At 48.9% G+C, this 23622-nt stretch carries 27 protein-coding genes, 1 tRNA gene and 1 pseudogene; 12 read left to right on the top strand and 17 right to left on the bottom strand.

All coding sequences use genetic code 11. The features are described from left to right. Window positions 1-248 (top strand): annotated as a pseudogene (locus tag BUB86_RS14630) (hypothetical protein); the annotation flags it as partial. A gap of 173 nt (window positions 249-421) precedes the next feature. Here the strand turns inward: BUB86_RS14630 and BUB86_RS14625 are convergent. Together BUB86_RS14625 and BUB86_RS14620 are read right to left on the bottom strand one after the other, a co-directional pair. Next, window positions 422-1216: a hypothetical protein gene (locus BUB86_RS14625; RefSeq protein WP_175549517.1), complete on the bottom strand. Its 795-nt coding sequence runs from the start codon at window positions 1214-1216 to the stop codon at window positions 422-424. Between the two features lie 8 nt (window positions 1217-1224). Further along, a complete protein-coding gene (locus tag BUB86_RS14620) occupies window positions 1225-1515 on the bottom strand; it encodes a helix-turn-helix domain-containing protein (RefSeq protein WP_073210829.1) in 291 nt (96 codons plus the stop codon). A 146-nt stretch (window positions 1516-1661) separates the two neighbouring features. Between BUB86_RS14620 and BUB86_RS14615 the strand changes: the two genes are divergently transcribed. The 3 genes from BUB86_RS14615 to BUB86_RS14610 all read left to right on the top strand — a co-directional run bounded on the left by BUB86_RS14615 (window position 1662) and on the right by BUB86_RS14610 (window position 4167). Continuing rightward, window positions 1662-2282: a recombinase family protein gene (locus BUB86_RS14615; RefSeq protein WP_073210827.1), complete on the top strand. Its 621-nt coding sequence runs from the start codon at window positions 1662-1664 to the stop codon at window positions 2280-2282. Window positions 2283-2444: 162 nt separating this feature from the next. Further along, a complete protein-coding gene (locus BUB86_RS17750) occupies window positions 2445-2600 on the top strand; it encodes a hypothetical protein (RefSeq protein ID WP_175549516.1) in 156 nt (51 codons plus the stop codon). Continuing rightward, window positions 2584-4167: a recombinase family protein gene (locus BUB86_RS14610; RefSeq protein WP_073210840.1), complete on the top strand. Its 1584-nt coding sequence runs from the start codon at window positions 2584-2586 to the stop codon at window positions 4165-4167. Before BUB86_RS17750 ends, BUB86_RS14610 begins: the two co-directional genes overlap by 17 nt. Here the strand turns inward: BUB86_RS14610 and BUB86_RS14605 are convergent. The 4 genes from BUB86_RS14605 to BUB86_RS14590 form a co-directional block, all read right to left on the bottom strand. Then, window positions 4121-4193: transfer RNA gene (locus BUB86_RS14605), tRNA-Pro, on the bottom strand. The two genes, BUB86_RS14610 and BUB86_RS14605, sit on opposite strands and share 47 nt — an antisense overlap. A gap of 85 nt (window positions 4194-4278) precedes the next feature. Beyond that, complete coding sequence (locus BUB86_RS14600; RefSeq protein WP_073210825.1) at window positions 4279-6324, bottom strand: hypothetical protein; 2046 nt, start codon at window positions 6322-6324, stop codon at window positions 4279-4281. After that, window positions 6302-7180: a hypothetical protein gene (locus tag BUB86_RS17300; RefSeq protein ID WP_073210823.1), complete on the bottom strand. Its 879-nt coding sequence runs from the start codon at window positions 7178-7180 to the stop codon at window positions 6302-6304. The genes BUB86_RS14600 and BUB86_RS17300 overlap by 23 nt, the downstream gene beginning before the upstream one ends. Window positions 7181-7185: 5 nt before the next feature. Further along, complete coding sequence (locus BUB86_RS14590; protein WP_073210821.1) at window positions 7186-8538, bottom strand: UDP-N-acetylmuramoyl-tripeptide--D-alanyl-D-alanine ligase; 1353 nt, start codon at window positions 8536-8538, stop codon at window positions 7186-7188. A 139-nt stretch (window positions 8539-8677) separates the two neighbouring features. Between BUB86_RS14590 and folP the strand changes: the two genes are divergently transcribed. The 4 genes from folP to BUB86_RS14570 are packed head-to-tail and all read left to right on the top strand — an operon-like array spanning window position 8678 to window position 12538. Continuing rightward, entirely contained in the window at window positions 8678-9481 is an 804-nt protein-coding gene (folP, locus tag BUB86_RS14585; RefSeq protein WP_073210818.1) for a dihydropteroate synthase, read from the top strand. A gap of 4 nt (window positions 9482-9485) precedes the next feature. After that, complete coding sequence (gene cdaA, locus BUB86_RS14580; protein ID WP_073210817.1) at window positions 9486-10265, top strand: diadenylate cyclase CdaA; 780 nt, start codon at window positions 9486-9488, stop codon at window positions 10263-10265. A 40-nt stretch (window positions 10266-10305) separates the two neighbouring features. Continuing rightward, a complete protein-coding gene (pta, locus tag BUB86_RS14575) occupies window positions 10306-11316 on the top strand; it encodes a phosphate acetyltransferase (RefSeq protein WP_073210815.1) in 1011 nt (336 codons plus the stop codon). A 31-nt stretch (window positions 11317-11347) separates the two neighbouring features. Further along, complete coding sequence (locus BUB86_RS14570) at window positions 11348-12538, top strand: acetate kinase (protein ID WP_073210813.1); 1191 nt, start codon at window positions 11348-11350, stop codon at window positions 12536-12538. A 58-nt stretch (window positions 12539-12596) separates the two neighbouring features. On the opposite strand, the gene BUB86_RS14565 is transcribed toward BUB86_RS14570, so the two are convergent. From BUB86_RS14565 to BUB86_RS14540, 6 genes are all read right to left on the bottom strand, one after another. Beyond that, the gene (locus tag BUB86_RS14565; protein WP_139261656.1) at window positions 12597-13079 is read right to left on the bottom strand and encodes a hypothetical protein; all 483 of its coding nucleotides are present in this window, start codon (window positions 13077-13079) and stop codon (window positions 12597-12599) included. Further along, window positions 13076-14221 carry a porin family protein gene (locus BUB86_RS14560; protein ID WP_073210809.1) on the bottom strand — a complete coding sequence of 382 codons (1146 nt, stop codon included), beginning with the start codon at window positions 14219-14221 and terminating at the stop codon, window positions 13076-13078. Before BUB86_RS14560 ends, BUB86_RS14565 begins: the two co-directional genes overlap by 4 nt. Continuing rightward, complete coding sequence (locus BUB86_RS14555) at window positions 14218-14757, bottom strand: RNA polymerase sigma factor (RefSeq protein ID WP_073210807.1); 540 nt, start codon at window positions 14755-14757, stop codon at window positions 14218-14220. Before BUB86_RS14555 ends, BUB86_RS14560 begins: the two co-directional genes overlap by 4 nt. A gap of 6 nt (window positions 14758-14763) precedes the next feature. Next, complete coding sequence (locus BUB86_RS14550; RefSeq protein ID WP_073210805.1) at window positions 14764-15453, bottom strand: hypothetical protein; 690 nt, start codon at window positions 15451-15453, stop codon at window positions 14764-14766. Window positions 15454-15470: 17 nt separating this feature from the next. Then, the gene (locus tag BUB86_RS14545) at window positions 15471-16208 is read right to left on the bottom strand and encodes a porin family protein (protein ID WP_073210803.1); all 738 of its coding nucleotides are present in this window, start codon (window positions 16206-16208) and stop codon (window positions 15471-15473) included. 87 nt (window positions 16209-16295) lie between these two features. After that, window positions 16296-17333 carry a sugar kinase gene (locus BUB86_RS14540; protein ID WP_073210839.1) on the bottom strand — a complete coding sequence of 346 codons (1038 nt, stop codon included), beginning with the start codon at window positions 17331-17333 and terminating at the stop codon, window positions 16296-16298. A 212-nt stretch (window positions 17334-17545) separates the two neighbouring features. Between BUB86_RS14540 and BUB86_RS14535 the strand changes: the two genes are divergently transcribed. Continuing rightward, complete coding sequence (locus BUB86_RS14535) at window positions 17546-18070, top strand: hypothetical protein (RefSeq protein WP_139261654.1); 525 nt, start codon at window positions 17546-17548, stop codon at window positions 18068-18070. A 47-nt stretch (window positions 18071-18117) separates the two neighbouring features. On the opposite strand, the gene BUB86_RS14530 is transcribed toward BUB86_RS14535, so the two are convergent. Genes BUB86_RS14530 through efp form a run of 5 tightly spaced genes read right to left on the bottom strand, consistent with a single transcriptional unit; the run spans window position 18118 to window position 21517 of the window. Continuing rightward, entirely contained in the window at window positions 18118-18882 is a 765-nt protein-coding gene (locus BUB86_RS14530) for a UDP-2,3-diacylglucosamine diphosphatase (protein ID WP_073210799.1), read from the bottom strand. Between the two features lie 9 nt (window positions 18883-18891). Beyond that, window positions 18892-19212, bottom strand: a complete 321-nt coding sequence (locus BUB86_RS14525) for a metal-sulfur cluster assembly factor (RefSeq protein ID WP_073210797.1) — start codon at window positions 19210-19212, stop codon at window positions 18892-18894. A gap of 18 nt (window positions 19213-19230) precedes the next feature. Then, complete coding sequence (radC, locus tag BUB86_RS14520) at window positions 19231-19920, bottom strand: RadC family protein (protein WP_073210795.1); 690 nt, start codon at window positions 19918-19920, stop codon at window positions 19231-19233. Beyond that, window positions 19917-20921, bottom strand: coding sequence for a glycosyltransferase (locus tag BUB86_RS14515; RefSeq protein ID WP_073210794.1), 1005 nt, complete (start codon window positions 20919-20921; stop codon window positions 19917-19919). The genes radC and BUB86_RS14515 overlap by 4 nt, the downstream gene beginning before the upstream one ends. Window positions 20922-20950: 29 nt before the next feature. After that, window positions 20951-21517 (bottom strand): elongation factor P, encoded by a 567-nt coding sequence (gene efp, locus BUB86_RS14510; protein ID WP_073210792.1) that lies wholly within the window; start codon window positions 21515-21517, stop codon window positions 20951-20953. A gap of 175 nt (window positions 21518-21692) precedes the next feature. Here efp and rpmH point away from each other — a divergent pair, with 175 nt between their 5' ends. The 3 genes from rpmH to BUB86_RS14495 all read left to right on the top strand — a co-directional run bounded on the left by rpmH (window position 21693) and on the right by BUB86_RS14495 (window position 23620). Beyond that, the gene (gene rpmH, locus BUB86_RS14505; protein WP_013063965.1) at window positions 21693-21848 is read left to right on the top strand and encodes a 50S ribosomal protein L34; all 156 of its coding nucleotides are present in this window, start codon (window positions 21693-21695) and stop codon (window positions 21846-21848) included. Between the two features lie 90 nt (window positions 21849-21938). Then, the gene (locus BUB86_RS14500; protein WP_073210790.1) at window positions 21939-22586 is read left to right on the top strand and encodes a PASTA domain-containing protein; all 648 of its coding nucleotides are present in this window, start codon (window positions 21939-21941) and stop codon (window positions 22584-22586) included. After that, window positions 22583-23620, top strand: coding sequence for an RluA family pseudouridine synthase (locus BUB86_RS14495; protein ID WP_073210788.1), 1038 nt, complete (start codon window positions 22583-22585; stop codon window positions 23618-23620). Before BUB86_RS14500 ends, BUB86_RS14495 begins: the two co-directional genes overlap by 4 nt. The last annotated feature ends 2 nt before the right edge of the window (window positions 23621-23622 follow it).

Below are 23622 nucleotides of genomic sequence, written 5' to 3'. Positions count from 1 at the left end.
CACACATGTCGCTGAACAACATGACTCCACATCAGGCAGCCTCTTGTATGGGTAAAATACAGAAAAAATGGATCAGTTTTAGAGAAAAGTATCTAGAAAATTTGGAAATTCAAGAAGGAGCATGTACCTTTGCACCACAAACCCTGAATATGATTGAACGGCTTTCCGTGGAGCTTATTCAACAAAAACAAGGGTTAAAAGAGAATTGTTCAACTTCTGTCAGGGATAAGAATTTAGGTACCCAATAGGCATTCAACCAATGGCAGGGTTAAGTTAAAAACCATTCAACTTTTTCTAGGGAAGTACATGTCAAATTAAAAATGTATCAATGTAATCATAATATCGACCACATTGATACATTCTTTTTGTATCATTCTAACTTAAAAAATTATGATGACAAAGTCTATTCAAAAACATGTTGTTACCAAGGTTTGTGCTTAAGGAGAAATGTTTCTTTTTCTTCATTAGGAAATGTTTGTAGTCCAAAAGCACCTCCACCATACATAAATACAACCATCTCATTATAGGGGATATACTGCCCATCATTCAGATATTTATCTTTCTCATCTTGATTCATGGGGCTGTTATAGAGGACGAAAGAATACATTCCCATTCCTACACGCCTAAAATTTATAATGGTTTCATTCTTAAGATGTGACTTATTCATTTCAAAACCAATACAATCAATACTTCTAAGTCGAGAGTATATGCTCTCATATTCGTCACGTGTCAGTCCGACAACTTTCATTAGAGAGTCCTTTTTCATCTCTGCATCATCCCAGTGACATGACATTAGTGAATCTCCTTTTGAGGCAACATGGAAAATGGAAGCCTTTCCATGTTCAAATTCCAAACATATTGCTGCACTATCATCTAATGCCTTGTCTATGTATTCTATCAACTCTTCCATGTTCTTCGCATTCTTCTCATAATGTTCTGCCATCAAAGGTACACTACATCTTTGGGCTGGAAGTCTGAATACCAAATATGCCAAAAGGAATAATAGATTAAATATTCCCCACCCAAATAATCCTTTCTGCCATCGGTTTGAAAGCCTCCAAGATTTTATTGTAAAATAGATGGCTGCTATAATAGCAGGAATAAATAAGAAAAACAAGGAGATAGCAATCATGAACGCTATAAAGTCATCAATCCAAAATAAGACTATTAGGACTGTGACAATAAGCATCGGCAAAAACTTCAATAAATTACGCATAGTTAGTTTTAATACTTGTTCTTTTGTAATAGTTTTTCCAACTCAAATCTACTATTGAACTGATATATTTTATCACCTATGCGGATGAAACCCTCGACATCATCCAGCGGCTCGAATAAGCTTTTCATCGACACACCTAAGGCGGTCGCAATCTTCTGAATCGTATCGAGGCGAGCATTACCATTCAACGCCCTCGTAAGAGATGCTGGGTCTATCCCCATATCCGCAGCAAGGTCTTTCATCTGCTTGTTTTGCTCCTTGCAGATTCGCTTTACATTGTCAGCCAGTATCTTACTCATACCATGAATTTTCTGCAAATTTAGTGATTATTGTTGTATAATGCAAATTATTTTAGGTTTATTAGGAAAATAAGTTAATTATTATTTGGCTATATATTAACTTTTTTGTACCTTTGAAAAAGAAATAATTAACGCATATATCAAATATGAAAAGAATTTGTATCTTCGCCAGAGTTAGCACTAACGTTCAAGACTACGAGCGTCAAGTAAATGAACTTAACACCCTCGCTCAGCGTAACAGCTGGAGCGTTGAGGCTGTCTTCTGTGAGAAGGTGAGCGGAGCCAAGAAAAACACTGAGCGTAAGGAGCTGAGCCGTATGGTAGAGTACGTTCAAGCCCACAATATCAATAAGGTGGCAGTGACTGAACTCTCACGCCTTGGACGTGACACGTTGCAAGTGCTCGAAGTCATTGAGCAGTTCAACAAGTTAGGCATTAGCCTCTACATACAGAACTACGGTATCGAGACACTGACCGAGAGCGGAGAGGTGAACCCAATGTCTCAGTTCCTCATCACCATACTTGCAGAGGTCGCAAGGATGGAGCGCAAGACCATCCGTGAGCGTGTCGAGAGCGGTTACAAGAACTTCCGAGCCAATGGCGGCAAGGTCGGACGTAAGGAGGGCTACAAGAAGTCAGACGGGGCAATGCGTGAGCAATATGCCGAGGAAATACGGCTATTGCGTAAGGGTATCAGCCTCCGTAACATTGCCAAAATCACAGGTACGAGCGTCAACACGATTCGTAAGTGTCAAACTTTAATTTAATATTTATTCACAAAAATTTGGATTTATGAATTATTTTCTATATCTTTGCATTGTTCGAACAGATTTGCAAATCGCCCAAAAAAGAGGAGGTGGAAGCCCTCCAGACCCTAAGTGTAGGGTGAAAATAAGTGTCCTTTGACACATTGAAACAATTAGTAATAAATGTTTACGAATTTAGAAATTAATGAATATGCAGAAGAATTGCAACAATTAGGAATAACAGAAGAAGCAAAGCAAAAAGAAGTTTTAGAATACCTCTATCGATTAGGAAAGATAATATACAATTTTAATATTGGTAGTTATGGCGAAGAAAATTAAACAGACGAAAGTTACGAAGTTCTCCGAGTTGGAGAATAAGGTCGCAGCCCTATGGACGAGGGTATCAACGGAGCGACAAGAAGAGAATAATTGCAGCCTTGAAACACAAGAACGCATTTGCAGAGAGTACGCAGCCAAACACGGCATCACCATCAAAAAGCAGTACGGAGGTACGCACGAGAGTGCAAAGACTGAGGGGCAGTTATACCGCAAGATGATAGCAGAGGTGGCAGCAGACAGAGACATCAACATCATTCTCGTTTACTCATTTGACCGTTTCAGTCGAGCAGGAAACGAGGCGATAATGACCAAAGCCTATCTCAAATCCAAGGGGGTATATGTTATCAGTGCCACCCAACCAATAGACACTGACAGCATCGCTGGCGAATTTATGGAGAACATATTGTTTCTGTTCAATCAGTTTGAGAACAGCCTCAGACGTGACAAAGCAGTCACTGGTATGACTGCTTGCTTGAAACGTGGCGAGTGGTACAGCAAAGCACCATTAGGCTACGACCATAAGAAGGTTGGCAAGACTCATATATTGACCGTCAATGACGATGGGCGCATCTTGAAGAAAGCTTTTTTGTGGAAAGCAAACGAGGGTATGGGCGACATTGAGATTGTCGAGCGTTTGGCATTGGAGGGCTTGCGGATTGACCGCAAGCACCTCAACAAGATACTACACAATCCGTTCTATTGCGGTAAGATTACACACAATCTGTTAGGGGATGAAATTGTCGAAGGTAAGCAAGAGAAGCTAATCGATGAGGCTACCTTCAACAAGATACAAGGTATCACACACGCAGGCTACGAGCACCAAGAGGAAACCGAGCCATTCCCACTGAAACGACACGTTCGCTGTTCTGATTGTGGAGGCTACTTGACAGGCTACACAGTCAAGAGCAGAGGCAAGGACTACTACAAGTGTAACAAGAAGGGTTGCAAGAGCAATCACAGCACCGAGAGACTACACCAGCAGTATTGCGCCTTGCTGAACACGTACAGCATCCCCAAACCGCTTGTTCCAATCTTAACCAAAGTATTACACAAGGTGTTTAGGGAATACAACCAAGAGCGAAGTGACACAAGAACACTCCTTTTGAAGAACAAGAGCGAAATCGAACGTAAGCAAGTGGAACTTAAAATTCGTTGCGGTTTGGGCGAGATAGACAAAGACATCTACAACGCCACATCAGCCCACTTGAACGACCAGCTGACGCAGATACACAAGGCACTCCAAGAAGCGGAGCGTGACCTATCGAACGAGAAGAAATATATTGCTGACGTAATCGCAATGTCTTGTAAATTAGGCACTTTGTGGCAAGAGGGTGACTTCCGTACACGTCAGAAACTACAAAATCTTGTATATCCTGACGGTATTTTGTACGACAAGCATTTGGGCAGTTATCGAACAGAAAACGAGAACGAGGTGTTCCGTATATTCCGCACAATATCAACTGGTTACATTATCGACAAAGAAAAAGCGGCAAAGGAAAAAACTCCTTTGTCGCCTTGGGTCGGGATGAGGCGACTCGAACGCCCGACCCCTACGTCCCGAACGTAGTGCGCTACCAACTGCGCTACATCCCGAGCCTTTTATTAGAGGCTTTCTTAAATTCGCCGGCAAAGGTACTGCTAATTTTTGAAATACGTGCAGGTTTTGGGGAAATTTTTATTATTTATTCCTGCGGTAGTACTTCTTGAACTGCGCATATTCGTCGCATCTGGCCACGTAGGCCGGCTCGCGGCCCGTGTCGCCCACAAGCTGGAACAGCGACTGGAAGGCCTGGAACTGGGCCGACTGGCGGTTGTAGCGGGTGACGTAGTCGGCGGCCTGGTCGCTCCACTCGTTGCTCTTCCACAGGCGGGCGCCGGGGGTGGCGTTGTAGAGCTCCTGGTAGCCCATGGCGAAGAGGGCCTTTGTCTTGAGGGCGGCATCGGTGGCGGCGGCTGCCTGCTGCAGCAGCGCGGCGGCCTTGGCGCCGAAGTCGAGCTCGTTGGCCCCCACCGAGTCGCAGCAGCTCTTGCTGTCGTGTGTCAGCCACCAGCAGTCGCCCTTGCGGCTGGCTTGGGCGTAGCGCACGGCCAGGTCGTAGCAGCGCTGCTGCCGGGCCAGTCCGTCGAGCACGCTGAGCTGCTGCTCCATGGCCAGCATCTCCTGGCTGAAGCGCAGCTTGAGGTTGGCGGTCCATGCCTGGCTGCCCTCGTAGGCGCGGGCGCTGTTGAGCCACTGTCGCCTGAGCCAGGGCTCGACGGTGTAGCTGCGCTGGAGTGAGTAGTAGCGGTACTCGCAGTTGCGGTGGTGGTTGTAGAAGCTGGCGGGTATGGCGTTGAGCCACTCAACGGCCTTGGCCCACTGGCCCATGCGCATGTGCTTGGTGCCGATGAGCTCGGCCATGACCGTGTCGTTCAGGCTGAGCTGGCTCTTCAGGTATTTGTCGAACTTCTTGGAGGCCGGGGTGCGGGCGTAGCTGTAGAACTGCTCGAGGCGGTCGACGCGCATGGTGTCTTGGCGGGCGTCGAAGCTGTTGTTGCCGGTGATGCTGAGCAGGGCCAGCAGCTGGTTGGGGCGGTCATGGTAGTGGGGCACAAGGGCCTGGTTGACGGTGCGCTGCAGTGCGCGGGCGAAGAAGGGGTCGGCCTGGCCTTTGAGCCAGGTGATTTCGCCAGCCAGGTAGTTGTCGAACTTGTCGCCGGGCTTGGCGGTGGCGGCGGTGATGTAGAAGCGGAGCACGCGGGCGTTGTCCTTCATGCGGTCGGTGCCCTCGAGCTTCATGGCGGCCTCGATGTCCTTCAAGGCATCCTGCTTCTTGCCGGCCAGGTATTCGAGCCATGCCTTGGCGCACTTCCACATGAGGGGCGTGGCAGTCTTGCCCTCGCGTACCACCTGGTCGCAGAACTGCTGCATCAGGCGCGACTCCTGCTGGTTGATGTCGCGGATGAAGAGCTTGCCGCCGTAGGCGCCTTCGGTCTTGGCGTCCTCGGCCTCCTGGGCGTTGTTCACAAAGTCTTGTAGCAGGAAGGGCAGCACCTTGGAGTTGGGGGCGTGGCGGTAGTGGTCGCTGATGGCCTGGAAGGAGCGCTTGTTGTAGTAGATGGTCATGAGGCTCTCGTAGTCGTCCATCTCGGCAAACATGCGGCCGGCCTCGGCCTCGCGGCCCGTCTTGTAGAGGGCGCCGGCGTAGATGTTCTTCATCATGTCCTTATAGACGGTCTCGATGTACTGGCTGGCGGTCTGCTGCCAGAAGCTGATGTTGTCCTGGTGGCGGCCCAGCATCATGTTGCATCGCATATAGAGCAGGGCGTGCTGCGAGCGCAGTCTGGTCTTGGTCTTGCCCAGGGCGTAGGTGCGCACGGCCTGCAGGTTGCGCTGCTGGGTGGCAATCTCTTTCTTGGTGGGGTAGTTCCACTCGTGCTGCTTGTTCTGCTCTACGGCTACGCAGTCGAGGTACTTCTTGAGGTTCTGCACGTAGCTCACCATGAGGGCGTCGCCCTTGCGGCGGGCGGCCTTGATGGCGTCGTCGGCATCGAACCAGAAGTAGGCCTCGGTAGAGCCGAGGTAGGCTTTCCAGTTGTCGTTGCAGATGCGTTCTACACGGGTCTTGAAGTCGTTCTGCACGTACATGCTGAACAAGTAGGGGTTTTCGGGCTCGCCCCAGGCGCATGCGAACGATGGCAGCGAGAGGGCGGTCAGCAGGCTAATGACGATAAATTTCTTCATAGGTCTCTGGTGTGTATCTGTTAATATTATCTGTTTCCAAATGATAGGTGATGATGTGTCGGGCCAGGCCGGGGCGCGCTTTCTCCAAGGCATGCTTTACCTTCAGTATCTCGCCGGCGGCAACGGTGTGCTCCACCCTGACGTGCTGTATGTGCCTGATCCAGCGGTAGACGGGGTAGGCGGTGGCCAGCGGGAGCGGATAGCTGGCGAGGCGGCTGAGGTAGGGGAAGACGTCGCGGTAGTCGAGTATGGGGTTGCGCTCTTGCCACTTGCGCGGGTCGCCGGTGTTGTAGACCATCAGCACGCCGTAGTCGGCAGACGGTGCGGGCATGGAGAGCTGGTGGAGGCGGATGGTGGTGGAGAGCCGGGCATGGACGGCGGAGAGCTTGGACCTGACTTCCTCCAGAAAGCTGTAGTAGGTGTGGCGGCTTTTGCTGGTGTAGTCGCAGTCTATCTGTATCTCGCTGACGCGGGCGATGTCGTTGGTCTCGTTCATCTGCAGGATGCGGTCTACTATCTTCCCGGCCAGGTCGTTGTGCGGCTGGTGCATGCAGTCCTCGGTGATGTAGACGGTGGGGACGATGTCGATGCCGTCGGGCAGCGTGTCGGCGATGGTGATGGTGGCATTGGGCGTTGGCTCGGCGGCGCCGTCGTTCATGACGACATCGAAGTAGCGGCAGTACACCTTATTAATATGGTAGTGGCTGAGGAAGGCCCTCTCGGCAGAGTCGAGCCTGAGCTCGGTGCGCCAGTAGTAAACGCTGTTGCCTTGCTCAAGGTAAGCGTCCTGAGCCTCCTGCCTGGCGCATCCCGCCGTCAGCAGTATAAGCCAAAAGAAGATGATGATGTTTCTCACGACAGTTACAGCAGCTCCGGCAGCTGATAAAGTCTCGTGCTATTAGAACCCTTGATGAGTATGTAGTAGCCTTCGGGCTGCTCGGCAGCGATGGCGGCCTTCACCTCCTCTACGTCCTTGAACTTGCGGTAGTCGCAGCGGGCGCCTTCGAACTCCTCGCCAACCAGCCATACCGTCTCTACGTCGGTAGCTTTCAGATAGTCTACCACGTGCTGGTGCTCTTCGGCCGACACCTCGCCGAGCTCGCGCATGGCGCCAAGGATAACCATCTTGTGGTCGGCCTGCATCAGCTTGAAGTTCTCGAGGGCAGCCTGCATCGACGACGGGTTGGCGTTGTAGGCATCCACAATCAGGTGGTTCTTCTCGGTAACGGTCATCTGGCTGCGGTTGTTCGACGGCTCGTATTCCTCGAGCGCGGCGCATATCTTCTTGCGGTCAACGCCGAAGTTGATTCCCACGGCGATGGCGGCCAGCAGGTTGTCGATGTTGTAAGAGCCGATCAGCTTGGTCTGCACCTTGTGCCACTTGGTGCTGCGCCCCTCTTCCTCGAGCACCATCAGCGGCTCGCGCCAGCGGAACTTCAGGAACGGGTCGCACTCTATGATCTCGCCCGAGATGCAGGAGTACTGGTTGTCGGGGTCGGTAGAGTAGGGCGACATCCAGATGTCTTCGTCCTCGCCTATCTGGTCCATCAGGTACTCGTTGTCGGCATTGATGAAGATGAGGCTGTCTTCGCGGCTGCGCAGGAAGTCGTAGAGCTCGCCCTTGGTCTTGATGACGCCCTCGAACGAGCCGAAGCCCTGGAGGTGTGCGCGGCCCACGTTGGTAATCAGGCCGCAGGTGGGCTCGGCGGTCTCGGCCAGTGTCTTGATGTCACCGGGATGACTGGCTCCCATCTCAATCACGGCAATCTCGTGTTCCTTGTTAAGGCGGAACAGTGTCTTGGGCACCCCGACGTCGTTGTTGAAGTTGCCCTGGGTGTAGAGCACGTTGTATTTCTTGGAGAGGACGGCGGCAATGAGCTCCTTGGTGGTGGTCTTACCGTTGGTGCCGGTGATGCCGATGACAGGTATGTCGAACTGGCGGCGGTGCTCGCGAGCCAGATCTTTATAAGTTTGTAAGCAATCATCAACTTTGATGATTCGCTTTTTTAGATTGTCCAAACTGTCTAGATTCTCTAAATCCTCATCAACAATCGCATAACTGCATCCCTTCTCAAGGGCCTGCAGGGCGAACTTGTTACCGTTGAACGACTCGCCTTTCAGTGCGAGGAAGATGCTTCCCTCGGGGCAGTCGCGGCTGTCGGTGGTGATGCACTGGTGCTGCTGATACAGCTTGTATAGTTCCTTTATATCCATAATCTTCGTGAATTTTGGTGCAAAGATAAGGAAAAGTTAAGAGTTAAGAGTTAAGAATTAAGAAAAAATGTATGATAGAGAATGTTTTTCTTAACTCTTAACTCTTAATTCATAATTAATTTATATCTTTGTGGGCGAAATGAGCTATACTATTAATATCAAAGGTAGATTGATGGATCTCAGCACCCCCCAGGTGATGGGTATCCTGAACGTAACGCCCGACTCTTTCTATGCCGGGAGCAGGGTGCAGACGGAGGCCGAGATTGTTAAGCGTTGCCACCAGATAGTAGACGAAGGTGCCAGTATGATCGACGTGGGCGGGTGTTCTACACGCCCGGGCGGCACCGAGGTTTCTGAGGCTGAGGAGATGGAGCGTTTGCGTTTCGGCTTGGGTATTATTCGTCGTGAGTTGCCCGATGCCGTGATCTCTGTTGACACCTTCCGGACCGATGTGGCCCGTATGACGGTGGAGGAGTTTGGTGCCGACATCATCAACGACGTGAGCGAGGGCAACGAGGAGATGTACAGGCTGGTATCACGCCTGCACGTACCTTATATATTAATGTCGACGCAGCCCAGCATGAAGCAGATGCTGCTGCAGTTTGCCCGCCAGGTGCAGCAGCTGCGCGATGTCGGGGCTTGCGACATCATCCTGGACCCCGGCTTCGGATTCGGTAAGACCTTGCAGCAGAACTACGATATCATGAACTGTATGGAGCGCTTGCACGTGATGGAGCTGCCGCTGCTGGTGGGCATATCACGCAAGTCGATGATTTATAAACTCATGGGAATAACTCCCGAGGAATCTCTTAACGGCACAACGGTGCTTAATACCATCTCGCTGATGAAGGGGGCACACATACTGCGGGTTCACGACGTGAAGCAGGCAGTGGAGTGCGTAAAAATGATGTCTCAACTCTCACCTCTCACTTCTCACCTTTGATTATATGTTCTTCGAATTCGGAATCAAGGATTTTGTCGACATACTGCTTGTAGCGATGATTCTCTACTACATCTACAGGCTGATGCGCGAGTCACGTTCGCTGAATGTGTTCATTGGCATTATGGTGTTCGTGATTATGTGGCTGTTTGTGTCGCAGATTCTGGAGATGCGCCTGCTGGGCTCTATTCTGGACAAGCTGGTGAGCGTGGGTGTTATTGCGCTCATCGTGCTCTTTCAGGAAGAGATACGCCGGTTCCTGTATAATGTGGGAGCCCATCGCCGTATGAAGGCTTTTATACGTCTGTTTACATCCAAGCACGACGACGGCGAGAGCAAGAAAGCGCTCAAGGAGACCATTATGCCTATCGTTATGGCAGCGATGAACATGAGTCGCGGTAAGGTTGGCGCGCTCATCGTTATAGAGCGCACGATGCCGCTGGATGAGATAGCGGTGACGGGCGACCAGATTGACTCGAACATCAACCAGCGGCTGATAGAGAACATCTTCTTCAAGAACTCTCCGCTGCACGACGGCGCCATGATCATATCGAAGAATCGTATCAGGGCAGCAGCCTGTATCCTGCCGGTGAGCCACGATATGGACATCCCCAAGGAGCTGGGCCTTCGCCACCGTGCCGCTATGGGTATGTCGCAGGAGAGTGATGCCGTGGCAGTAGTGGTGTCGGAGGAGACGGGTGCCATATCCGTTGCAGTGAACGGCCAGTTCCGCCTGCGGCTCTCGGCCGAGGAGCTGGAGAGTATCCTGACAAAGGAGCTGGAATAATAAGGAATCACAGTATTAACATTTTAATATAAAACAAATTATGGATCTATTAAGTCAAATTGTAGCGCGTGCTAAGAGTAACAAGCAGCGCATCGTGCTCCCTGAAGCTGAAGAGGAGCGTACTCTGTGTGCAGCCGATAAGGCTCTGGCTGATGACCTCGCAGACATTATTCTGATTGGTAACCCCGCTAAGGTTGAGGCCCTGGCTAAGGAAAAGGGACTCACTAACATTGGTAAGGCAACTCTCATCGACCCTGAGAACTATGACAAGAGCGAGGAGCTAGCTGAGAAGCTGGCTGAAATCCGCAAGTCAAAGGGTATGACCATCGAAGAGGCCCGTAAGTTGATTAAGAATCCTCTGTACCTGGGATGTATGATTATCAAGACCGAGGGTGCCGACGGTCAGATTTCCGGTGCTCTCTCTACTACTGGCGATACATTGCGCCCTGCTCTGCAGATTATCAAGTGCCAGCCTGGCATCACCTGCGTGAGCGGTGGTCTGCTGCTCATCTCTAAGCAGAAGCAGTATGGTGAGGATGGTGTGCTCGTTGTTGCCGACGTAGCTGTTACACCAATGCCCGATGCCAATCAGCTTTCGCAGATTGCAGTCTGCACCGCTCAGATGGCAAAGGCTGTGGCCGGTTTCGAGGAGCCACGCGTAGCTATGCTCAGCTTCTCTACCAAGGGTAGTGCCAAGCACGAGGTATGCGACAAGGTGATTGAGGCTACCCGTCTGGCAAAGGAGCTCGATCCTACACTGAAGATCGACGGTGAGCTGCAGGCTGACGCTGCTCTGGTTCCAAGTGTTGGCGCCAAGAAGGCTCCAGGCTCTGACATTGCCGGTAAGGCTAACGTGCTGGTATTCCCTAACCTCGAGGTTGGTAACATCGGCTATAAGATGGTACAGCGTCTGGGCGACGCTATCGCTATCGGTCCTGTGCTGCAGGGTATCGCACGTCCTGTTAACGACCTGTCTCGTGGCTGCTCTGTTGATGACATCTACTACATGATTGCCATCACTGCCTGCCAGGCTATGGACGCGAAGAAGTAAATATGAGTTAAGAATTAAGAGTTAAGAAATCATGAAAATCCTTGTTTTGAATTGTGGTTCGTCGTCAATCAAGTACGCGCTGTACAATATGGACGACAAGAGTGTTATGACCAGTGGCGGTGCTGAGCGTGTAGGCTTGGACAATGCCTTTGTAAAGGTAAAGCTGGCCAATGGCGAGAAGAAGCAGATTATGCACGACATCCCCGAGCATACCGAGGGCGTAAAGTTCATCTTCTCTCTGCTCACTGATCCTGAAATCGGTGTTATCAAGAGCCTCGACGAGATCGACGCAGTAGGTCACCGCATGGTGCACGGCGGCGAGAAGTTCAATAAGTCTGTCATCCTCACCGATGAGGTGCTGAAGGCCTTCGAGGAGTGCTCTGACCTTGCTCCACTGCATAATCCCGCAAACCTTAAGGGTGTAAACGCCGTTAAGGAGCTGATGCCTGGTCTGCCACAGGTAGGTGTGTTCGATACCGCTTTCCATCAGACCATGCCAGCTAAGGCTTATATGTACGCTATTCCTTACGAGCTCTACGAGCAGTATGGTGTGCGTCGCTATGGTTTCCACGGAACATCTCACCGCTACGTTTCAGCCCGCGCACTCGAGTTCCTGGGCATGAAGGCTGAGGGTACAAAGATGATTACCTGCCACATCGGTAACGGTGGCTCTATCGCTGCTGTCCTGGACGGTAAGTGTATCGATACCTCTATGGGTCTTACTCCACTTGAGGGTCTCGTCATGGGTACCCGCTCTGGCGATATCGACGGCGGTGCCGTTACCTTCCTTGAGAAGAAGCTGGGCCTGGATGCCGATGGCATGAGCAACCTGCTCAACAAGAAGAGCGGTGTTGCTGGTATCACTGGCGGTAGCTCGGATATGCGCGATGTAGAGAATGCTGCTAAGGCTGGTGAGCCTCGTGCCGTACTGGCTCAGCAGATGTATTTCTACCGTATTAAGAAGTATATCGGCGCTTATGCTGCTGCTATGGGTGGTGTAGACGTGATTGTCTTCACAGCTGGAGTAGGCGAGAACCAGATTTCTATGCGTTCTGCAGTTTGCGAGGGTCTTGAGTTCCTGGGCGTTAAGTTCGACGAGGAGAAGAACAACGTTCGTGGCGAGGAGGCAGTCATCTCTGCCGATGATTCAAAGGTAAAGGTTGTTGTCATTCCAACCGACGAGGAGTTGATGATTGCTACCGATACCATGAACTTGCTTTAACTACTTCTGTCTATGTATAAATAATCCCCGCTCAACTGCTGAGCGGGGATTATTGTTGTTAAAAAGCATAACCCAGACTTATGTAGGGGTATATTAACTCTAATTGGGGTGCTATTCCCAATCGTAGTGTAACGCCTTGCTTGGGTTGTAATCTAAGTCCCAGATTAGTAAAGGGCAGAATGCGGAATCTGTTACTGTATACACTTGTGCCTAAGCTGTGGTCATCCTTGCGGTAATAGCCTAAGCTTGTACCTATACCCAACTCAAACTTCGCTACCTTGCTGCCAAAAAGCCCGTTTACCTCTAATGGAACGGCCACACCCTTGTAGCTTATATCTTGTCCAGGAAAGGCATAGGCATAACTAAGTCCTACACGATAACCCAGCCCCTCGTTTCCTTTGATGCGTGAGTCGTAGTTAAGACCCCAGCCGTGGTGCACACCGAGGAACTCGAGAGAGATACTTTTTGTGGCTTTCTCGTTGGTCTGCGCATTGGCTGCAAGCGAGAGGACCAACATGACGAATAATACTAATCTTTTCATTTTGTGGTGTTGATGTTTAATCTGAGTCCCAACTGAAGGTTGAAACTCGTAGGTTTGTCCTTAAAATAGTTATTGATGGTACTACCGTTATTAAAGTAGTGGCGAATGCCAGGCTCTGCATAAAGGCTCAGCTGGGGAATAATACGGTATTCCAGACCTAAGCTTTCGCCAACCGACCATAGCATACGGTCCTTATCCATCACTTGGTCGATGCCGTCGGTGTTCGATTCAGCTTTAATGTTCCAGTCTGCCTGTCCACCAGCCGTCAGATAGAGACCGATGCCATGCCACTGTACCAGGTGGGCCTGTAGGTTAAGGGGCACGCCTAAGTAGTGGAGTTTCTGGTTGCGTACAATCTGGTGCTTGAGCATCAGGGTAGTAAACGATGAGTGTAGCTTGGTGTAAACCACACCAGAATATACAGATAGCCACTTGTTGAGCGGGTAACCTATTGTTAGACCGAACGAAACGGGCTGATCGTGGCTTTCACGCTCTTCGTAGTTCAGCAGATAAGCACGTGTTGCTGCAGCGCGTGACATGATGTTGGTATTCATCACCACACCATTCCTGCTGTTCATGTCGTTTGTATTGCCTTGGGCAAACAACCCTATGGTTAGGCGCAGCGGCTGATGCTGTTGACGTTCTGTATGCTGATAATCAACTTTTGGCTCCGATGGTAGCGGACGATGTGGCTGTGGACTTGGTGTATCCTCTTGGGGTATTGTAGACTTTTCGTCGGGTAGCGCGTTCTCTTCTTTCTGTTGCACATCAGTTTCTTCTTCAACCATAGTTTGCTGAACATGTTGCTCGGTTGTTTTAGCTGCTATCGTGTGTGACTCTTCTGCTTGTGCGATGAATTTTTCTGGCGCTTTGTCTGTCTGCTCTGCCTTGTGGGCTTGCTTCGCCTCGGTTATTTGTGGCTGTGGGGGAACCTCATGATGCCATAGTAGATATGTTCCACCAAAGATAATGCCAATGATGGCGGCTGCCATCAGCCAACGACGCATGACCATCAGGCGCATCGGGCCTTTAGCCTGCTTGTCGAGCGAAGCTTCGATGCCCTCCCACAGGTCGCGTGTGGGCTCCTGCTGGTAGTTTTTCAGATGGTTGTTCAGCCTTTCGGCCCATTCTTCTTGCTTCATGTCTCGTGTCGTTTTAAATAATCCGTCATCATCTTGGCTAATAACTGTCGTGCTCTCGACAACTGTGAGGAGGATGTGCTCTCTTTAATGCCTAACTTGTTGGCTATCTCGCGATGAGAGCAGTGTTCAAATACATAGAGATTCAGTATCATTCTGTAGCCCGAAGGCAGCTCTGCTATCATTGCCGTGAGCACATCGGGCGGAATACGTTCTATCTCAGGCTCATCGTTCGGGGCATCCGGGATGGTGTCAACGAATGTGATGCGCTCATGTTGTTTTACAAAGTCGAATGCTTTGTTGGCAACAATCCTGCCTATCCAACCTTTCAGCGAGCCCTCGCCTCGGTAGTCGAACTTGTCGATAGAGGTCAGGATGGTCACAAAGCTATCTTGCACTACATCCTCCACATCGCTCATTTCGGGGGTATACCTTAGTCCTATGGACATGGCATAACCCTTATAGCGCTCGTAGAGTTGCCGCATGGCAGTACGATCGCCTTGGTTGATGGCTGATAGCAGTTGCTGTTCGTTTTCCACTTCTGCTTACTTGACTTTTTCGATACTGGTGAATCTGAGTTGCATCGTGGGATTCAGCCTCTTTATTTCCGACTGTCCGTCGATGATGGTTTCTACTTGCGTAACTGTTAGCCTGTTTGAGAACGAGGCGCCATCTCTATCGAGTAAGGCTGTTGATTCAGTAGGTGCAACTGTCAGCATTACTGCCATCAGCGTGCCGTTGTCCTTAGTTACTACAAACGGCAGGTATAGTATGCCATATGTCATGTCGGGCTTCATCTCCAGGTAGATTGACTGTTCGGAAATACCAATGCAGCGATAGGGTATGCCGAGACTCGACATCAGACAGAGATTAGTACCATGGCTCATGACTGTCTGCTCCCAGAGATCCTCCTCTGGTGATGGCGTGCCACTCTCGGCTGAGTTGTCGCATATCTTGGCAACCTTAACCTCTGGAAAGAGTGCTTCCATAATGGTTGCGTAAGGGAATGTACCACAAGATATCAGGTTCTTGCTTTTAAAGTCAATGAGTATGCGTGAATAGGTTTCGTCGCCCTTGATGTCGTCAACTGTCCATACGCCTTTGAAGGTGTAGTCAAGAGAAGGTAGGTCGGAATACTCAATCTTTGGATCTTCATAGTTAAGCCAGTCGCCGCCCGGGCTGCATGCTGATAGCAGCGCTGCTATGATGATTGTTAGTGGAAATATTCTTTTCATTGTTTACACGAATTAATTTAGAACTGGTAGCCAACAGATAGGCTTGCTGATATGTTTTTGGGACTACCTCCTGTGAACACATAGTTGATGATATTGTTTAACGTACCACCAATAAAACTAGATTCACACAGGTGTTTGATGCCTACTGATACTTCTCCACCTATAATAAAGTGGTTGAATGTTAGGTCGATGCCTCCAATCATGCCTATATCCCAACGGTCAAACTTGGGGTAGCCGGTCTTACGAGTGTCTTTGTCGTAGACAATATCACGGAAGTCGCAAGATTCGCTGAAGTGGTTGCTGTCGAAGGTCTCTTTGCCTTCTGTGTTAAGAATCTCCATCTTGGTCTTGGCGTTCATACCGTAAGCCACATACAAACCTGTCTTGTAGGTAAAATAGCTTTTCTTGGCTAAACGCAAACGGACTGCCGCCATCACGGGCAGTTCTATGTAGTCAAGATGCGTTTTAAAGTGCGCCTTCATAATCTGTTCGTTTCCGTAATAGCCATCAAACTGCCAGCCTTTTTGTTCAAATCTCAGTTGTGGTTGCAGCCTGAATACGCCGTTCTTCGATAAGCCGATGTCGGCACCACCTCCGATATGAAAACCTGTTCGTTCGTCGATGTTCGACACGCCGCCTATGAGGCTTGCAGAGCCGATTCCGGCTCTTGCCTGCCAGTTGATGTCCTGTCCTTGGGTAGTAATGGTTGATACAACCAGCATGAGAATGGTCAAAGCCACTTTTGTTCTTTTCATCTCTATTACCGTTTTATGGTTCTTTATCTACATAAACGATATAGAGGCAAAAACCCTGCACGCTGAAACGTTAAATATTATAAAAGACTAAATAAGATCGTACTGCTGCATCACGTCTGTTATCTCATTCTCGGTCGATAGGTTGAAGTCGCCGGGGATGGTATTCTTCAGTGCGGCAGCGGCCAGTGAGTAGTTGAGTTGCTTCTGCTTGTCATCGGAGAAGATATTGATGGCGTGCAGCCATCCGCCCATGAATGCATCGCCCACACCTACAGGGTCTATCACATCGGGGATGTCTATGATAGGTGCCTGTAGCAGTTCTCCCTCTGTCCATAGCAGTGCTGTAAGTGTGTGGTGGTTAGAGCTGACAATATTTCGCATGCCCATCATCCAGTTTTTCAGTCGGGGATATTGTGCGTGTAGTTCATTGAACCACTCACCATACTCCTTCATCTGCATTTCGAAGTTGGAGTCGGTAGCAGTGAATGGGGGCTGCTTATGCTGCGATAACCACTCGAACTCGATGGCGTCGCCAAACATCATGTCGCAGCGCGACAGCATGCTACTCAGTGTCTCGCGAGGTTGGGCTCCTTCGTACTTCCACAGGTTCTTTCGGTAGTTGATGTCAAAGCAGATGGTAACGCCCAGTTCGTCAGCGATGTCAAGAGCCTCGAAGGTGGCTTCGGCTGCCTGTGATGAGATGGCGGCTGTGATGCCCGATACATGGAAGTAGGCACAGTCCTGAAGTATCTTGCGCCAGGGTATCATGCCCGGTTTCAGGTCGTAATAGGCCGAACCAGATCGGTCGTAGATAACTTTTGCAGCACGCATGCCGGCTGCTGGCTCAAAGTAATATGTGCCTATGCGCTGTCCCCCATAGAGTACTTCGCTTGTGTCTACACCTAACTGTGCCAAGTTCATGGCGCCTGCATGTCCTACAGGTGTGTCTGGTAATCGGGTTATATATGTTACATCCTCGCCTTGTGTGGCCAGTGATACTGCTACATTGGCTTCACTACCACCATATTTGCTGGTAAACAGGTCGCCCTGTGTCAGTCTGAGTTGTCCAGGTTTCGAGAACCTAAGTAATAACTCGCCGAATGTTACTATCTTCTTTCTGCTCATGTTGGTCTTATCCATTAGAAATTGCTGCAAAGATACATATTTTAATTCAAAAAGACTTAATCTTACATTAATTTTTATATCTATAAGATATTATAATACTTCATTTTGGTTAGATATGCAGAAAAGTCATAATTTTGCAGCAGTATTGAAAAGACTAAATCATGAATCGGCTGTATTTCATAGCAACATTTTTGTTATGCTGTGTTGGGGTGATGGCTCAACGTAAACTGGTTGTGGCCAGTCTTGAGTCGAAGGCTCCCCAGCGCGATGTACAGGTGCGCATAGACAACGGCTCTGAGATTCGTACACCATGGAACGGAATGATTGAGATTCCTGATAGTTTTAAACGTATTGACTTCTGCCACCCCAAGTTTCAGCGCCGCTATGTGCTTCGCGATGAGATACATGGTGATACTATATTCTTGATTCCCACATTGCGTGCTATCGACGAGGTGGTGATATTAGGTAAAGACCGTCGCAAGGATATGATGACAAATATGTTACGGCCAACTACTCCAAAGGAAGTTCCGTTGCCGCAGGTTGTGGCTGCAGGTCCCAATGTGTTGGCCATGTTGGCTTGGCTTTATGATGTAACGGTAGGTCCTAAAATCGCTGATCGTCATCGACGCAAACAAGCGTTAAAGAAGGTCCGGGCGCAGGAGCTGGAGTACGAACAGCGCTGGACGGCACTCCAAGATACAACATCGTATAAAAGACAAAATGTAACAAAACCATAGCTTTTGCATTCTGAAAGCTATGGTTTTGTCATGCGAAAGCTATGCTTTTATGGCTTACTTTCTCCTTCTATATATTGCGAGAGCAGAAGATGCTCACCATCGTAGACGATGTAGGAGAATTGTGTAATCCAGTCGCCAAGGATAATCATGCGCGCCTTCTTAGTAAGTTGTAGGTCTACTTCTATATGGCGATGACCATAGATAAAGTAGTCTACGTTAGAGTGGTACTGTATATATTGCTTGGTGTATAGCACCAAATGCTCGCGGTTCTCACCCATATAGGCTGGTTCCTCGCCGTTGGGGCGTTTCATCCTGCTGTGCTTAGCCCAGTTCAATCCGAACCACATGCCCCAGCGTGGGTGGAGGGCAGAGAAAGCCCACTGACACGCCTTGTTGTGGAATATACTTTTAATGAGTTTGAAACTCTTGTTGGGATCGCCCAATCCGTCGCCATGAGCCAGATAGAACATCTTGCCGTATATCTCGGTAGTCTCTGGTTTTTTGTGCAGAATAACACCGCACTCCTTTTCCAGATATTCGTAGGCCCAGATGTCGTGGTTACCGGTAAAGTAATGCACTTCTACCCCCATGTCGGTGAGCTCCGACAGTTTACCTAGGAATCGGGTATATCCTTTGGGTACCACGTATTTATATTCGTACCAGAAGTCAAACATGTCGCCCAATAGATAGATGGCGGCAGCCTTCTCTTTGATACTGTCGAGAAAACGAACCAGTCGGCGCTCCTGCATTCTTTGATGTGGAATGGCCAGCGACCCAAGGTGCGCATCAGAGAGGAAATATATATTCTTCATAACTGTCAACTAGTCGAATCCAAGTTCTACTCGTGCTTCTTCGCTCATCATCGATTGATCCCATGCGGGTTCGAAAACTAGGTTTACATTCGATCCCTTTACGCCCTCCACACTTTCAACCTTGGTGCGCACATCCTCAAGGATGAAATCGGCAGCGGGACAGTTGGGAGCAGTAAAAGTCATATCAAGGTCTACTGTGTAATCGTCTTGTACATCTATTTTATAGATCATGCCTAAGTCGTAGATGTTGACGGGAATCTCAGGGTCGTAGACGGTTTTCAGCACATCAACGATCCTCTCTTCTATCTGTGTTTTCTCTTCTTGTGTCATAATGTATATTTTTGTTTGTTAGCATCTCCCTTTTTCGTGGTAACTATAGTAGACGCCATCGGTTACGATGACATGATCCAGAAAATGGATATTCATCACGTTGCATGCCTGCATGATGCTTCGGGTGAGGATATCATCTTGCTCACTTGGTGTGCTGTTTCCAGATGGATGATTGTGACACACAGCCAGTTGTGTAGCGTTACATTGCACTGCTTCGCGCATGATAATGCGGATGTCGACAGTTGTTTCGGTGATGCCGCCATGGGCTATGCGCACTTTCTTGATGAGTCGGTAGTTCTGATTGAGCATCAGCGCCCAGAACTCCTCGACGTCCAGATCTTGCATCACGGGATGCATGTGGTTGTAAATGTTTGTTGCTGTACCAAGATCAGGCCTTTCTTCTGGCGATTCCATCTGTCTGCGCTTGCCCAGTTCGCAGGCTGCCAGAATAGTAATGGCCTTAGCTGGTCCCACACCATTATATTGGCATAGGTCGTTTATCGACTTTTTGCCTAGTGTGTTTAAACTGTTGTTGCAGTCGTTAAGAATGCGTTTCATCAAGTCTACAGCACTCTCCTTGGTAGAGCCCGAACCAATCAGTATAGCCAGTAACTCTGCGCTCGACAAAGCTTCTGTTCCAAGATTTGCCATTTTCTCTCTTGGGCGGTCTTCCTCGGCCCACTGATTGATGTTCAGTTTGTCACTCATTTGTAGAAGTTCTTTTCAAAGGCAGTAAATTCGCTTTGTTTCAGTACGCAGCGCTTCCACCACGACTCAATAAAGCCGAATCCGTAACCCATCAGTTGTACAAAGGCAGCTGGAATGCTCAGCAGTCCTACCCATAGACTCTTGTTCTTGATGCTGGAGTCGATACAAATAATAATGCAGTATAATATAATAGGTACGCACGCGAGAGGAAAGAACAGTGTAATCAACAGCAGCCCGATGACGCCGAGTGTAAAGACGGTGGGTAGCAGATGAACCAGTTTCATGGTGCCGGGATGACGCTTTTCGAGATTGATACGGGCTATGCCGCTGTTATAAACCTGACGGAAGAACTTACGGAAGTCAGTGCGGCGCTTATGCCATACCCATGCATCAGGGAACAGGCGTGGCATGTAGCCAGCTTCGACTATGCGATACGAGAAGTCGATGTCCTCGCCAAAGCGCATTTTTGAGAATCCCCCGAGTTGTAGATATACATCGCGACGGATACCCATATTGAATGATCGCGGATAGAATTTATCTAGTTTCGCCTTTCCTCCTCTGATACCGCCAGTAGTAAAGAACGAGGTCATCGAATAGCTGATGGCTTTCTGTACTGGCGTAAACGATGGATGCGCAGCATCTGGACCGCCCCAGGCGGTGATTGGGGCTTCGGATGTTGGGTGATTGGTGATGGCTTTATCTACCGCAGTGAGATAGATCTCGGGCAGTACTACATCACTGTCAAGGATGATCAGCCATTCCCCGTTAGAGCGCTCTGCACCATAGTTGCGACTTTGGCCTGGTCCGCTGTTTTCCTTGGCATAATAATGCAAATCAAGGATGTTTGCGTATTTGTCGCAAACATCCTTGCATGTCTTTATCGACCCGTCTTCCACAATGATTACTTCGAAATCCTTAAGTGTTTGGAGAGTCAGGCTTTCGAGTAATTCGTCCACTTCATCTGGACGGTTATAAACGGGGACAATGATCGAATATTTCAATGTTCAATCTTCAATGTTCAATAGAAGAATTACTCCTTTACTCTCTGCAGGTAAGAACCATCGCGTGTGTCAACCTGAATCAGGTCGCCCTCGTTGATAAACAGAGGAACGCGAACCTCAACACCAGTCTCAAGTGTAGCAGGCTTCAGAGTGTTTGTAGCTGTGTCGCCCTTAACGCCTGGCTCAGAGTGAGTAACGCGGAGAACGGTCTTAACTGGCATTTCAGCGTACAGGATAGTACCGTCAGTAGTATCTGAAACAACCTCCACGATGTCGCTTTCCTTCATGTACTCATGACCGATTACGAGTTCGTTGTCGATGGGAGTCTGCTCGAAAGTCTCCTGATTCATGAAGATACGACCTGACTGGTCCTCATAGAGATACTGATAAGGACGACGCTCGATGATAACGTCCTCAAGCTTTTCGCCGATGTTGAAGCGACGCTCCAGTACGCGACCGTCTGATACGTTCTTAACCTTGATGATCATGATGGTGTTACCCTTACCTGGCTTGCGGTGCTGGAAATCAATGCACACCCAAATGCCACCGTCCATGCGAATGGCGGTGCCTTTTTTAATGTCTTGTGAATTAATCATAAACCTTTAAAATGTTACTTTTATATCGTTTTCGGGTGCAAAGGTACTGCTTTTTTGGAAAAAAACATAAAAAGTTTAGCTAAAAATCGTATAAAATTTGCGTATTTCAAAAGAAATGAGTACTTTTGCACCCCAAATCGGTAAATAAATAACAAAATTAAATAAGTATATCACAATGAAGAGAACATTTCAGCCACACAATCGCCGTCGTGTAAACAAGCACGGCTTCCGTGAGAGAATGGCCACCAAGAACGGTCGTCGAGTACTGGCTGCTCGTCGTGCCAAGGGCCGCAAGAAGTTGACAGTTTCTGATGAGAATCACGGAAAGTAATTCGGACGGGAACTTAGAAAATGAGTTAAAATAGAAAGAAGTAGAGCGAAATCTTTGCTTCTTTCTGTTTTTTTGTATACCTTTGCAGCCATGAAAGCGAAAGAATTCTTCGGTAAGTTCTGCAGCAAGTTTCTGATTGGTAACTTGATAGCGATGGTACTGGTTATCTTCGCTCTGCTTGTAGGCGTAAACTACGGCCTCGACTGGTATACCCATCATGGTGAGAGTATCAGGATTCCTAATATCGAGGGTATGGGGATATCTAAGGCCAGAGCCCTGCTTGAAGAAAACGGGTTGCTGATTGTTGTAACCGATTCTGGTTATAACAAGCGTCTGCCTGCTGATTGTGTATTAACTCAGAGTCCAAGTGCTGGCCTGACGGTAAAGTCGGGTCATACAATCTATGTAACAATCAATTCTTCAAATTCACCTAAGGTAGCTATCCCTGATGTTGTTGATAACTGCAGCTATCGCGAGGCTGAGGCTAAACTCGTGTCGTTGGGATTCAAGGTTCTGCCTCCTCAATATGTGACAGGCGAGAGGGACTGGGTGTATGGCGTGTCGTGTAATGGTCGCAAAGTGTCTACGGGTGAACGTATCTCTATCGAGCAGCCTTTAACACTCCTTGTTGGTAGTGGTCAGTATGGCATGGACGAGGAGATAGGCTTTGTGGAACCCGACGCTGAGATGGAAAGTGGCAACGGCGAGGTTGATGATTTTGTGGAGGTAACAGAATGACGAACGATTTCGAGGAACAAGAGGAGGAGTTGCTGTACGAGCACTTCCGAATGGAGGTTGATAAGGGACAGGTGCCGATACGTATCGATAAGTACCTGGTTGAGCATCAACCTCATTCCAGTCGTAATCGTATCCAACAAGCTGCTGATGCCGGCTTTATACACGTTAACGACAAACCCGTTAAGAGTAATTATAAGGTTCGTCCTGGTGATGTCATTACGCTGATGCTTGATCGTCCGCATTACGATACTACTATCGAGCCCGAGGATATTCCACTCGAGGTGGTTTACGAGGACGACGATCTGATGGTTATCAACAAACCTGCTGGTATGGTGGTTCATCCTGGTTGTGGCAACTTCAATGGCACATTGGTCAATGCCATTGCCTGGCATCTGAAGGATTTGGCCAGCTACGATCCGAATGATCCTGAAGTAGGATTGGTGCATCGAATTGATAAGGATACCAGTGGTCTGCTGGTGGTAGCCAAGACACCCGATGCCAAGACTTCGTTGGGCAAACAGTTCTTCAACAAGACCACGCATCGTAGTTACAATGCTCTGGTGTGGGGAAACTTTGTTGAAGACGAGGGCAGAATAGAAGGCAATATCGGTCGCGACCCAAAGGATCGTCTGCGTATGGCTGTGTTCCCGCCCGATTCTGAGATAGGTAAGCCCGCAGTGACCCACTACAAAGTGTTGGAACGATATGGCTATGTTACATTGGTAGAGTGTATACTTGAAACGGGTCGTACCCACCAGATACGTGCCCACATGAAGCATATTGGTCACCCATTGTTTGCCGATGAGCGCTATGGTGGTACCGAGTTGCTTAGAGGCGAGCGTACGGCCAGTTATAAGGCATACATACAGAACTGTTTTAAGCTTTGTCCGCGTCAGGTATTGCATGCTAAGACTTTGGGCTTTGTGCATCCCACTACAGGTAAGCAGATGGACTTTACCTCAGAGTGGCCTGATGATATGAAAGCTTTGATTGATAAATGGAGAAATTATATAAAGTTTAAAGATACAGAATAATA

The organism is Xylanibacter ruminicola, assembly GCF_900142525.1.
Classification (GTDB): domain Bacteria; phylum Bacteroidota; class Bacteroidia; order Bacteroidales; family Bacteroidaceae; genus Prevotella; species Prevotella ruminicola_A.
This window is presented reverse-complemented; position numbering and strand designations above follow the sequence as displayed.